This is a genomic window from Bacillus sp. NPDC060175 (genome assembly GCF_042728695.1).
GTDB lineage: Bacteria > Bacillota > Bacilli > Bacillales > Bacillaceae_G > Bacillus_A.
Genome location: NZ_JBHWYR010000025.1, coordinates 19,245 through 31,250, shown reverse-complemented (window position 1 = coordinate 31,250; position 12,006 = coordinate 19,245). Strand labels below are relative to the sequence as shown.

Here is a 12,006-nt window from a genome sequence, read left to right as displayed (position 1 = left end):
CAAAAATTCACCTGCACATTACGGTACACCGCCATCAGTTTTCCCTCCACTCTTTACTAGCAAATAGGAAAATTCCAATCCTTCAATATAAATATAAGAATGAGGTAACGGTTTTGGCATTCGAATTTCAATTTTTTTTACTACTACTACCCCGGTTTTATTTTTTCGCGCTTTTTTGTTCTTGTAGTTGTTTTTGTTTTGTTTTTTCTTAGTGATTTATTACTTGATAGGTGCTTATGAGGGGCTTTGAAGGGGCTTATATAGTATTTTCATTCCCCTCTTATCTGATGTCTAATTACAAATGTCTCCAACAATCTTCATACATTGCAGACAACCATTATGATTTACCTGCTCATATTTACCCGAAAACAAAAAGCACTTGTTGCCTTCGTAGACAATTCAGTGCTTTAAGGTTGAAAGTTTATAAATAAAATTTTCTATAATCGACATAGTTGATTGAAATACAATTCTGTTACATTTATTTTAGTAACGATAATATGATACATACCGAATTATCTACAACTGAACGTTCTGGACGAGATTTCATTAACACTGTTAATCCAATTAATGAAGTGACTAGCGTTTGTGCTAATGCTTTAGCATTCACATCACTTTGCAGTTCTCCAGACTGAATACCTTTGGCGATCAATTCTTGAAATATAACTGAAAGATACATTTGATGTTCTCTAGTCAACACTTCAAATTTTTCATTATGAGGAGAAAGCTCCACCATTGTGTTAATACAAAAACAGCCTTTATTTGATTCTCTTTTATATTCCTCTTCCACCATATCTTCAAAAAATGTACGAATGGCCTTTTTTACAGATTGTTCTTTTTGAAGTTTTGTTCGAATGCTAGTCGCATGTATATTTGTGTATCTCCGTAGTGCAGCTTCAAACAGCCCTTCTTTATCACCAAATGCTGCATATTAACTCGGTCTTTGTATTTCCATTCTAGCAGTTAGATCACTTAATGAAGTAGTAGCGTATCCTTTCTCCCAAAAAAGTTGCATAGCAGCATCCAAAGCTTTTTCTTTATCAAATTCACGTAGTCGATCCATCTAACCCCTCCTCTTTCTTCATCTGTTTTCTAAATTATAAATCACGTTTTTATGTACTAATCAGTATATTATATATCGGATTAAATTATAAATTATATGTCAAAAGAAACTGAAATCACTTTACAATTCACTTGACATATTAACTTATCCTTGATTATATTTTACTTACAAAATAACATACCGTTTGGTACATTATTTTAAAAACAAAAGGAGATGATATTATGGATGTTAAAGAAAAAATGACAACTGCTCTTACTCAGAATAATGATCAGTTCCAATTACCTATCAATACAATCATGCCCCGCTATATAACTCTATTATTTTCAATAGCTTGCGGGATGGCTGTGGCGAATATATACTTCGCTCATCCTCTACTTGATTCTTTATCAGCTGAGTTTAAGATCAACCATTCAACTATTGGTGTCGTTATTACGATTACTCAAGTTTGTTATGCACTCGGATTACTTTTATTAGTTCCACTTGGTGATTTGTTAAACCAAAAAAGACTTATTATTGTTCAAATGCTTTTATCCGTTTTCGCTTTAATTGTGGTTGGAGTCGCTCCTTCAAGTACCGTACTTTTTATAGGTATGGCCTTAGTCGGAATTCTTGCGACTGTTACGCAGACACTCGTCGCATACGCATCCATTTTAGCTAACCCAAAAGACCGTGGGCGAATAGTAGGTTTCGTTACGAGTGGTGTCGTAATAGGAATTCTACTTGCACGTACATTTGCCGGAACATTAACAGATTTAGCGGGATGGCGTTCCGTTTATCTTACCTCTGCTGTACTTATGCTCTTCGTAATTGGTTTGTTATATCGTAATTTACCTAATCTTGAACATAAAAAAGCAGCTATGACCTATCGTAAATTATTACGTTCTGTTCTCTTATTATTTGTAGAAGAAAGGATCTTACGTATTCGCGGAATATTAGCATTGCTTATTTTTACTTCCTTCAGTATTTTATGGACTTCATTAGTTTTACCTCTAAGTGCTGCACCATATAATCTATCACATACAGCTATCGGAGCATTTGGTCTTGCTGGAGTTGCTGGTGCATTAGCTGCCACTAAGGCCGGACAACTCGCTGATCGCGGATTGGGAGAAAGAACTACCGGCATAGCCTTATCCTTATTATTACTTTCATGGCTCCTCATTAAATTAATGAACCATTCTCTATTCCTACTAGTTACCGGTGTTATCCTTTTAGATTTAGCTGTGCAAGCTGTACATGTCACGAACCAAAGTATACTTTTCACAGTGCGTCCTGAAGCGAGAAGTCGGCTCACTGCTAGTTATATGGTTTTCTATTCTATCGGCAGTGCTACAGGTGCAATTCTTTCCACAAACATTTATGCAAGCTACGGATGGAACGGAGTATGTATATTAGGTGCATCCGTTAGTGCTTGTGCTCTTTTATTCTGGACAATGACCTTACGGCGATCATCAAAACTAAAAGAAGAATAATTCATTTGTGTATTTTTTAATACGTGTTTTTCTACAAGACTATAGAATAGCATTTACTTTTCAAAATAAATCAACGGCATTTTCATATTAAAAATGCCGTTGATTCCAAACTTTTATGTATGCGATTCGCCATTTCATAATAATAGATCATATACTAGCGAAATACATCTATTACAAATTACCTTTAACTTGTCCAACAATCTCATTTATCGTATTTCGATCAAACTTATCACTAATTTCGTATGGCTTACGATCTCCTACTAATTGTACCCCTACGATGTCTTTGCGGTCCTTACCATATTGCACTTCAATAATAGATCCGCGCTCTATTTGTTTCCAAATGTAACCTGCTTCATCTTTATTATCTAAAATAATACAGTCCTCAATATTTTCATCAATCCCAATTAACTTGTTATCATCCCTATACCCAACCTCGTATTGTAGACGTTCTTTCGTTTTTCCGCTTACTAATATACCTTTGCTACCATATGAGTAATCCGTATAATCCTTTTTCTCCGCTTGTACCGCTTTCGGCTCTTCTGCTTCAGTTTTTTCAGCAGTTCCACACCCCGCAATAAGACCGATTGGCATAACCGCCGTTAATACTACTCTAGTAAATTTCTTTATCATTTGTAACCAACCTCACATGTTTAACTTTAAATTCCATTTATCCCCTTACCAAATAATAACATAACACTACAGAGAAAGTGCCAAAGATAAAATATTATTTACATTCTCCCACTTTAAAAACCTATGCAGAAAGTTATACATCTATTTTGTCTCTTTCCCGTTTATCTTAATGTAATATTCTCATGATTATAACTAGATGGAAAGAGTTAGCTGAGGAACTTTATTCCACAGGTAACTACGATGCAATGTACTTTGCAGGCATTATTGCAAATCCAAAAGCTATGAGTGAATCGGATTTTAATCGTTGGATGGATGGGGCGTATTTTTATATGCTGTCTGATTATGTAGTAGCAATAACTTTATCAGAATCAAATATTGCACAAGACGTTGCTGATAAATGGATTGCAAGTGGGGACGAGCTTAGAATGTCTGCAGGCTGGAGTTGCTACTGCTGGCTTTTAGGGAATCGCAAAGACAATGAATTTTCCGAAAGCAAAATTTCCGATATGCTTGAAATGTTGAAAAATACAATTCATGATTCGCCATAACAAGCAAAATCCTCTATGAATAATTTTCTAAACACTGTGGCAATTTCATATGTGCCACTACACGAAAAGGCAGTCGAGACTGCAAAAGAAGTTGGTATAGTTGAAGTAAAACGTGACAACAAAAAAGTAGTTTGCTAAATGCTCACGAAAGTATTCAGAAAGAACTTGATAGAGGAAGACTTGGTTTCAAACGTAAATATGTAAGATGTTAAAAGTATAAAGGTGTCAATCTAAGCAAGATTGACACCCTTTTTGTAGATATTAAAAGTTACGGGGAACCAATCATTCATTTCCCACTGTACATCTTATCCGTTAGAAACTTCTTCTTTCAATTTATATACCCTATCTCTTTTCTCATCATTTTTGATAAAAATAAGCTTTCCTTCCGTAACAAAACCCTCTAATATTAAGCATACTTGCCCATATGCTTTCGGCTTATTCGTAGTGAATCTTTCATCGGGTATTTTACCAGATCGTATTAATCGTTCACATAGCTCAAGTGCACTTATTTCTTCAGAATTAAGTAATTCCAAAATAGCTTTTTGCAATGGCGATAACGGTACGGGTATCTCGGCTACCTCCACCTTTTCTTTTTCTTCTTCAAATAAATCTTCAAATGAAATTTGATTCATTACATCTGTTCCTTTCTCACAATTGATTTATATAACATGAACTGAATCCTATATGTACTGGAACTTTAAATATTATTTATTGTTATGTAGTACTTACCTTATTACATGAATTTCAAACTCATGTCCGTAATTCCATATAGTATGTTTCAATTATACCAAATATACGTTCTGTCTTCTATTGTAGAATTCGTTATAATAGAAATGAAAATAATAGTGAACATTTCCCTCCTTGTTAGTTGTATACACTATGTGAAAAAACAGAAAAAGTTTACATAATAAAATTATAGTGCTCTGTTAAATTTCTACGCTAAAACGCAAAAAAGCACTTGTTGCCTTTCATAGACAATCAAGTGCTTTAAGTTCATATGTTTTTAAGTAGCATTAAATTTGTAAGTTTTATGGAAACAGTATGACACCTTTTATATGTCGTGACAACTACTACGTTAAAAATTACGAGTTTGTACGAGTTCGTTAGTTTTATGCCCATTCCATGTCTTTGTATTCGTCGCACAGTAAAATGTCATCTCGCCTAAACTCGTATTTCGTTTTCTATTCTATCATTGCACATAATACTCTATGATGGTACAACCATCATGAGGTCTTTACTTTTTAACAGCCTATTCTTTTTCGTTCTCATGCCTTACCTGACTGTGTATACAATTTTAGTACCACATGCTTTATCACTCTAGTATATAACCTATAAGTCCAGTAATAAATACTTAGGCAGTTACTATAGCTAATTGTATTGGTTTCCTTCACTAAATCACAAACTATTCATCCCATTCCTCATATACAACTGACCCCATATAAATTAAATTCCCACTTTTAAATTTAACTTCATCTATATCTCCATCGTACTCAAAATCATATAATCTAATAACAGAATCATAGGTTTCTGGCAATTCTTCCCCATAATGTTCCACAAATTGTGATAAAATTTCCGCTTCGTAAGAGGAACCACTTAAAAGGGTAGTCAACGATGTAGTTGAACCCTCTATCAAGGTACTCTCTAATAAATCTTGGTTATAATCAATAAAATCAATATTAAAGTCTCTCATGAATTTAGATTGAATTCTGTCCCCAACTTCATCAAACTTAATTTCAACATATTCTTTTAGACTTTGCTTAGTTCTAAAATTACCTATCCATAAAGACATTACGCCTGGATTTTCCATAATGAATCCCCCTATATATAAATTATAGTAACATCACTTATCTTAAGCCTTCAGGTAATGAATTTATTCCACCTTTCAATCTATAATGTGCCCAATTTTTTAATCTTCTTTTAAATGTACTATAATCTAGAGAACTATCAATAATTTTTAACAACTCATTATGTGCTGTAGTAGAACCTATATCACCATGTTTACCTATTGGATTAACAAAATGAACGTCTTCTATAATTGTTCTCATCTCTGCAATATCTTCCGCTTTTACTCCCCACAATTTAAAAGTAGGTGCTCGTGATACTAAATGCCATTCATGTAGCCCTCCCGGATAACGAATTCTACTTTCAATAATACTCCTTAGCTTCTGATCAGCCCACGCTAATTCAAATTCGTCCAATGTTAAATTATTAAACCACTTCGCAAATTCTTTATTGCCGGGCATATCTTGAGGCGTAAAAGTTCTTGTTCTTGAGGTTTCTTTAACAAAATTATCTTTAATTAACTTTGCACGCTGTGCGTTAGTTAACCGTTTTGGTCCCTTATATAACTTTGATTGCTTATTACTAGAAGAAACTCTATCTTTAGTCGGCTTTAATGGTCTAGGTTTTAGTTTTTCCGTACCCTTAACCCCACCACTCTCCAAATTCGAGATCCTACTCTGAATACTCGCCTTAGAGGCATCATGGGCTTCTTGGAATTTTCCGCTATAGTTCGTTCCAGTTCTAACGACACTTCCATCTGGCAGTATTTCTACACCTTTAACGAATGGGGATACGGAGTCCACACCTTTTGCCACTAGACCTTTAATGAAATAGTCTGCATCATTAATCTTATCTACGGTTTTCCAAACTTGTATTTTTAAATTTTTTAATAGATTATTTTCCTTAAGCGATTGTACCACATTTTTACCCAAATTCGGATTGAAACCAGGGATTCCTTCTTTGAATTTTAATAATTTTGCTAAATCAGCTAATTCATTCGTGCCTTTGAATGCTTTTACTCCTTTTCCTACCGCTCCAACAACTGGGATTGCATCTAATCCGCCAAAAATGATGTTTCCTACCCGCTCTTCTTGGCTCAATTTCCTGTGTGTTCCCCAGTCTTCTCCGTCGATACCACTTTTTATTTGTACAGCGCCGTATACAACTGCGGCAGCGGCGCCGAGTGGTGGGCAAAGGATTGTTGCGATGATGATTCCTCCGCCTATTGCTATGTCACGTATCATTTCTAGTTTTTTCTGTTCATCTTCTATCGATTTGTATTCAAATCCTCGTGTGGATGGGACTACTTTCTTGTATTCTTCATAATCTAGTTTTGCATCTGGATTTTGTTTTTTTAGTTCTTTGTATTCCGCTCTAAGTACGTTATCAAATGCAGGTGAATCTTTAAAAATATCTTCTACTGTTATTTTATCTTTCTTCGTCTGTATTGTTTGTGGTACACTTCCGTAACCCGCGTGCGCATCTGGTAATACTGTCGTTGTTGTAGAGCCAATTCGGTTATTTGTTGTGAAACTGAGAATAGATGTATCCCTCATTTTTTGAGTGAATTTATCCATTTCTATTAAAAAAGGTTTATCTATATGTTCAGAGACCACTCGCCCTGCTTCTCCGCAATATTTTTGTAATGTCGAATAGCTATCAAGTAATTCCCCGATTTTTTGCGATTGATCTCTATGATTAAAATGTATACTACCATCTGAGTCTAATTCTCGTATTCTTCCATCAATTCTTTTTAATAATTCATTTGCGTCCCGTAATTTCATGAGTGCATCTTTTGTAATTCGATTCATACCATCTCCCATGTCTTGCCATGGTTCAGGTCTATATTTCACATCCATTTTGTTTTCATCCCCCAGCCGTATGGTGATTTCTACAACTTACTTAATCTTTCACGTAATTGTTCGTCCTTTTCAAGCATTTCTACACATACATTTCCTACAACTTTCGCCGATCTAGAATAGTGTTCAGCCAATTCAAGTGTTTTGTGTAATATATCAGGATATTTTTCAATTACTCTCATCGCTTCACCTTTTTGATAAAAATTACTGCTTAGTAAACTCTCAATATTCGTTCCAATGACGTCTACATGGATTGTATATATGTTTTCTAACTTCATTACTATATCAAGTAGTTCTTGAAAATTAACTAATACTTCTTCTCCACCACTAGAACCGCCATCTCCCATTGATACTTGCATTATTCAATACCTCCTAACGAGAATTGTCTCGGGTCAATTAATTTTTTATACGGCATTTTTAACACGTCATACAATTTCTTATTAACCGCATAGAGGCTCACCCAGTCATATCGATTACGATCTACATCTATTTGAACGAAATCTTCTCCTTCAGTGAAATATAAGAAACATTCCCATTTTCCTCCTCTATTACTCCGAGGCCTCGTATACGTTTCCATCGCTATAACGTCTTTATTTGATAAATCTTTTTCCTCAAATGTTTGTTGTTCTGTTTCTGTCATTCTCTTTGAGAAAAATGTACCTTCTATTTCCCTCGGTTCTCTCAACAAGAAAGGGATGTGCGTTAATAAGGAAAAATATACGTCTGGCTTTGGTATGTAGTCGATCTCGTATTTTTTATTTGGCTCTACTTCTGTTAATACAGCCACTCGATCTTTATCATGTCTCAAAAAACCAATTAATACATTATTAATTCTCGTGTATTCATGACAATTTTCATATTCCTTTAATAGTTCAATAATTTGAAAAGCTGCAGGGGTTATTCCGTTTTCATTTGTAAGTAAGCCTTTTTCTTTTAAACTCGTAGTTGCTTTTGTGACACATTCTTCATCAAGTAAAATAATTACGTCACGGTTTGGCAATCCAAATATATCCGTAACCCCAGCTGCACCTGCGAGAACATATAATTCAGCAGGTGCAAAATTCATTTCTTTTCCCATTCTTTTATCCCTCATTTCTCCATCACAACTGTTTTATCGTCCTTACTTCCGGTCTATCTCCGTACGTTTGAATACTTTTATCTAACTCTTTCAAAGCTTTCGTATGTCCTTCAAATGCCTCTACCATTTCTGAATTATATTGAATGATTAAATCTAGATAACTTAAAAAGGCATCTCTCGTTTTTCCATTCCAGTTCGCACATGTAACATATGCTTTTAAGTTTTTCGCTTGGTTTAAAGAATCCTTCATACCATTTTCAATATTTTGCGCGTAAGAAATGGCACTTGCAGTGTTACTTCCTATAATTTCAACCTCTTTACCACTCATGTTGATTCCCCCATTCTTTGTATGCTTAATGGATAAGATTTTCAATTTCCTTTTTCTTTTCTTCAAAAGCCTTGGTCGCTGCAGCGTATGCTGACGCTTTCTCCGCTTCTGCTTTCGCTTTATATTCCAAATACTTTGCATAAGCTGTACCTATCGCAGATTCAACATCGCTTAATGCACTCTTAAAATAGGATAGTACTGTATTTAATTCTTCATCCTTTTCATGACGTTTTTGTTCAAATTCAACTGCCGGAATTTTATTAGCTTCTAAGCCATTACTTTTACTCTCATAATCTCTCTTCGCTGATTCAACATCTTGAATGAATCGTTTTAACTCTCTTTCTTGATCTTTTAAATAATCATGTAATTTATCATACTGATCTCGTTTCCTCGCGCTTTCTGTAAAACCCGATGCATTTAAAAAAGCATTATACAATTCATCTAACATCTTTCTCCCCCTTTATTACAATAACCATGTAGTTAAATTCGTATATTTAAACATGAATATTCATTACATTAAGAATTAATAAATAATTATTTTTACATATTGCTATTTTATCAAAGGGGTTTTAACATTTCCATATTTTATAAAGTGAAACTTTAATCAGTGGGGGTTTTGTTCACCCCCACTGATTATTAGCCTTCACCAATTGGGCGTTTATGGGCAGTTCCTAACTCCTTTGCTCCTGCTGAGTTTTGAGGTGGGGGTTTTACTGCCCGTTAATGCGGGATAAAAAGCTTTCGCATTTTTCTTCAATAAATGAAACTTTAATCACTGGGATTAATATGACTATGTATTTCTGCACATGTCTATCAAGCTAAGAAAAGCGAACATCCAAAACAAAAAAAGATGGCGAGGTTAATATTGTAGCATTTGGAAAGCAGGCAGTCTCTAAAGCCTAGTTAAGCAGATGTAAGCAAGTATTATATGTTACGAATGAAAAAGGATCTGATATGAATATCAGATCCTTTTTCACTGCTTCTTTTATAAATTTAAGTTCTTCATACATACATCGCTTCACACGAGGTTGCTATTTACTAGTACACGATAACCGGTTCATACGTGCTTAAATTATCATACACAGTTTTTACAATACTAGGAGGAATGTTAACACATCCTCCAGATCCGCCTTTTCCCGTAGCAGTGCATAATTTATTTCCTTTGAGGAAGGGAATAATGTCCACTGGCTTTTTAATAGAATCAAATTGTATTTTTACTTGCCAGGCTTAATTTTTTCGCAATACTCTTCTAAAGTTAACCCATTTTCTTTTAGATAAATAGCAACTTCTTTTCCAACATAACGATAGTGCCATGGCTCATACTTTATGCCAGTAATATTCTCTTTATCTTTTGGATAGCGGAGAGTAAACCCATACTCTGCAGCATTCTTATCTAACCATTTGAATGCATCGGTAGTATCAAATTTTGCATTTAAATCTTCCACCGTATTCTGCCATTCAACTGAAATAATGTCTAACGCTAATCCAGTGTGATGTTCACTTGCACCAGGATATTGAAGATATTCCAATGCCTTAGCACTAGCCTCTTTATCCGACAAACCTTGAGATTTATAGCTTTTAACTGAAGCATCATAATAAGTTTGTTGTAATTTTATAGCTCGATAGCCTGATCTTAAATAAAGGTTGATTCCCTCTTTTTTTGCAGCTGTTACCATATCCTGATAGGAAGTTGCAATTCTGCTATCGATTTTCATATTTGGCTTAGCATTTTGAGTGATACTTGTTAATTCAATTCCTAGTTCCTTTGATAACATATGCTCTCTATTTACAAGGATAATTCTCCAATCATTAAGATCAGAGATAGGTAAAACATCTTTTTTATTCGCATTTATCTCATTTTTATTTTTATCGTTATTATTAGTAGTTTCCTGAGATGTTTGCTTTCCACTACAAGCAGCAAGGCTCCATCCCATTGCCAATACCAATGCTAAAATTATAAATTTTTTAATTATCTCTCATTCCCTTTTTGTTTATTAGTCTTTATACCAATTTCCCAACACATCTCTAGGAATCTCCTTGAAATCCTTCAAAGAAACGGGGCCGACAAATTTTTTAATCCCATGATTTTTAGAATCTTCATCCGAATAATCTTTTAAAAATTGAATTTTAAATTGTTTCTTACCATCAGCATAGTCGGTTACTGTCGGTACGAGTGCCGCTTGTCGTATACCAAAAGTTTTATCTTCATACTTGACGAATTGTATATAAGATAGTCCTCCAACCAATGTTTCTAATTTTTCTTGAGCAGAAATAAGATTTCCAAGAGAATAATAGATTAGCGTTTCATGTCCATCTTTATTTTGTTTCCACTCAATTGGTTGAATTACATGTGGATGATTTCCAATTACTACATCTACACCTAAATCTGTTAAATATTGAGCAACTTCTTTTTGTTGCTTTGAAGGTGTAGTGGTATATTCTACTCCCCAATGCACCATAACAATCACCATATCAGAGCTATTCTTTGCCTTTTCCACATCATTTTGGATCGCCTTTTTATCAATTAAATTTAATGCCCAAGACTTATCTGCTGCAACTTTAATTCCATTCGTACCGTATGTATAATTAAGTAGCGCAAAACGAATACCATTTTTTGTAATCGTTTTTATTTCATTGCGTTCATTTTGACTCTCATTAATGCCTAACGGGATAACATCCGGATATTTCTTCCAGTATTCTCTTGTATTCATAACACCTTTAATACCCATATCCATAGCATGATTTGTCGCTTGCGTCACTATATTGAATCCAGTGTCCACTAAAGATTGACCTACTTCTTCAGGTGTATTGAAAGTTGGATATCCCTGTACTTTTAGATTATTTCCTGCAATTGGAGTCTCCTGATTCACTATAGCAAGATCACTTGATTGAACAGCTTTTTTTATATTTTCATAAATATAGTGATAATCATATGAACCGTCTTTTTGTTTGCCATCTTTAATTACTGCGTCATGATATAAATTATCACCCGTTGCCATTAAATTCACAACCGATTTTACTTTTTTATCTTCACTAAAATTAGGAGACTGTTGAATAGGACTTTTATCTACCCAATTTGGTGCTTTTAATAATTTATCTGTATTTGATTGAGCAGGTGCTACTGAAGCTTTAGATGTCTTAACATCTGTATTACCGCAAGCGGTTAAAAGCACTAAAAAAATAAGACATAATAAAAAAAACTTTTTACTTCTCTGTAAATTATCTAACATGTGATCCTCTTTTCTGTTTTAT

11 protein-coding genes and 2 pseudogenes are annotated in these 12,006 nt (G+C 34.3%); 2 read left to right on the top strand and 11 right to left on the bottom strand.

Annotated elements, in window-relative coordinates; genetic code table 11:
* Window positions 1-478: 478 nt before the first annotated feature.
* Window positions 479-1,060: pseudogene (locus tag ACFWDE_RS14495) on the bottom strand (TetR/AcrR family transcriptional regulator).
* A 221-nt stretch (window positions 1,061-1,281) separates the two neighbouring features.
* Here ACFWDE_RS14495 and ACFWDE_RS14490 point away from each other — a divergent pair.
* Window positions 1,282-2,529 carry an MFS transporter gene (locus tag ACFWDE_RS14490; RefSeq protein WP_377893005.1) on the top strand — a complete coding sequence of 416 codons (1,248 nt, stop codon included), beginning with the start codon at window positions 1,282-1,284 and terminating at the stop codon, window positions 2,527-2,529.
* Between the two features lie 171 nt (window positions 2,530-2,700).
* Here the strand turns inward: ACFWDE_RS14490 and ACFWDE_RS14485 are convergent, their stop codons facing one another.
* Window positions 2,701-3,159, bottom strand: a complete 459-nt coding sequence (locus tag ACFWDE_RS14485) for a hypothetical protein (RefSeq protein WP_377893004.1) — start codon at window positions 3,157-3,159, stop codon at window positions 2,701-2,703.
* Between the two features lie 182 nt (window positions 3,160-3,341).
* Between ACFWDE_RS14485 and ACFWDE_RS14480 the strand changes: the two are divergent.
* Window positions 3,342-3,919 (top strand): annotated as a pseudogene (locus tag ACFWDE_RS14480) (DNA alkylation repair protein).
* A 93-nt stretch (window positions 3,920-4,012) separates the two neighbouring features.
* On the opposite strand, the gene ACFWDE_RS14475 reads toward ACFWDE_RS14480, so the two are convergent.
* The 9 genes from ACFWDE_RS14475 to ACFWDE_RS14435 form a co-directional block, all read right to left on the bottom strand.
* Window positions 4,013-4,339 carry a DUF3895 domain-containing protein gene (locus tag ACFWDE_RS14475; RefSeq protein WP_367964813.1) on the bottom strand — a complete coding sequence of 109 codons (327 nt, stop codon included), beginning with the start codon at window positions 4,337-4,339 and terminating at the stop codon, window positions 4,013-4,015.
* A 770-nt stretch (window positions 4,340-5,109) separates the two neighbouring features.
* Window positions 5,110-5,514, bottom strand: coding sequence for an immunity 22 family protein (locus ACFWDE_RS14470; protein WP_000431156.1), 405 nt, complete (start codon window positions 5,512-5,514; stop codon window positions 5,110-5,112).
* Window positions 5,515-5,551: 37 nt separating this feature from the next.
* The gene (locus tag ACFWDE_RS14465) at window positions 5,552-7,348 is read right to left on the bottom strand and encodes a hypothetical protein (RefSeq protein WP_377893002.1); all 1,797 of its coding nucleotides are present in this window, start codon (window positions 7,346-7,348) and stop codon (window positions 5,552-5,554) included.
* Between the two features lie 32 nt (window positions 7,349-7,380).
* Window positions 7,381-7,707, bottom strand: a complete 327-nt coding sequence (locus ACFWDE_RS14460; RefSeq protein WP_377893001.1) for an MFS transporter — start codon at window positions 7,705-7,707, stop codon at window positions 7,381-7,383.
* Window positions 7,707-8,426, bottom strand: a complete 720-nt coding sequence (locus ACFWDE_RS14455) for a DUF5081 family protein (RefSeq protein WP_377893000.1) — start codon at window positions 8,424-8,426, stop codon at window positions 7,707-7,709. The genes ACFWDE_RS14460 and ACFWDE_RS14455 overlap by 1 nt, the downstream gene beginning before the upstream one ends.
* Before the next feature lie 22 nt (window positions 8,427-8,448).
* A complete protein-coding gene (locus ACFWDE_RS14450) occupies window positions 8,449-8,754 on the bottom strand; it encodes a WXG100 family type VII secretion target (protein ID WP_070170403.1) in 306 nt (101 codons plus the stop codon).
* 25 nt (window positions 8,755-8,779) lie between these two features.
* A complete protein-coding gene (locus ACFWDE_RS14445) occupies window positions 8,780-9,202 on the bottom strand; it encodes a hypothetical protein (RefSeq protein ID WP_377892998.1) in 423 nt (140 codons plus the stop codon).
* Between the two features lie 766 nt (window positions 9,203-9,968).
* Window positions 9,969-10,700, bottom strand: coding sequence for a M15 family metallopeptidase (locus ACFWDE_RS14440; RefSeq protein WP_377892996.1), 732 nt, complete (start codon window positions 10,698-10,700; stop codon window positions 9,969-9,971).
* Window positions 10,701-10,748: 48 nt separating this feature from the next.
* A complete protein-coding gene (locus ACFWDE_RS14435; RefSeq protein ID WP_377892994.1) occupies window positions 10,749-11,984 on the bottom strand; it encodes a CapA family protein in 1,236 nt (411 codons plus the stop codon).
* Window positions 11,985-12,006: the final 22 nt, after the last annotated feature.

What these genes read in the sequence shown, in the direction of transcription:
- ACFWDE_RS14455 (WP_377893000.1), bottom strand. Translation starts at nt 8,426, where the DNA reads ATGGGAAAAGAAATGAATTTTGCACCTGCTGAATTATATGTTCTCGCA.
- ACFWDE_RS14445 (WP_377892998.1), bottom strand. Translation starts at nt 9,202, where the DNA reads ATGTTAGATGAATTGTATAATGCTTTTTTAAATGCATCGGGTTTTACA.
- ACFWDE_RS14450 (WP_070170403.1), bottom strand. Translation starts at nt 8,754, where the DNA reads ATGAGTGGTAAAGAGGTTGAAATTATAGGAAGTAACACTGCAAGTGCC.
- ACFWDE_RS14465 (WP_377893002.1), bottom strand. Translation starts at nt 7,348, where the DNA reads ATGGATGTGAAATATAGACCTGAACCATGGCAAGACATGGGAGATGGT.
- ACFWDE_RS14470 (WP_000431156.1), bottom strand. Translation starts at nt 5,514, where the DNA reads ATGGAAAATCCAGGCGTAATGTCTTTATGGATAGGTAATTTTAGAACT.
- ACFWDE_RS14460 (WP_377893001.1), bottom strand. Translation starts at nt 7,707, where the DNA reads ATGCAAGTATCAATGGGAGATGGCGGTTCTAGTGGTGGAGAAGAAGTA.
- ACFWDE_RS14475 (WP_367964813.1), bottom strand. Translation starts at nt 4,339, where the DNA reads ATGAATCAAATTTCATTTGAAGATTTATTTGAAGAAGAAAAAGAAAAG.
- ACFWDE_RS14435 (WP_377892994.1), bottom strand. Translation starts at nt 11,984, where the DNA reads ATGTTAGATAATTTACAGAGAAGTAAAAAGTTTTTTTTATTATGTCTT.
- ACFWDE_RS14490 (WP_377893005.1), top strand. Translation starts at nt 1,282, where the DNA reads ATGGATGTTAAAGAAAAAATGACAACTGCTCTTACTCAGAATAATGAT.
- ACFWDE_RS14485 (WP_377893004.1), bottom strand. Translation starts at nt 3,159, where the DNA reads ATGATAAAGAAATTTACTAGAGTAGTATTAACGGCGGTTATGCCAATC.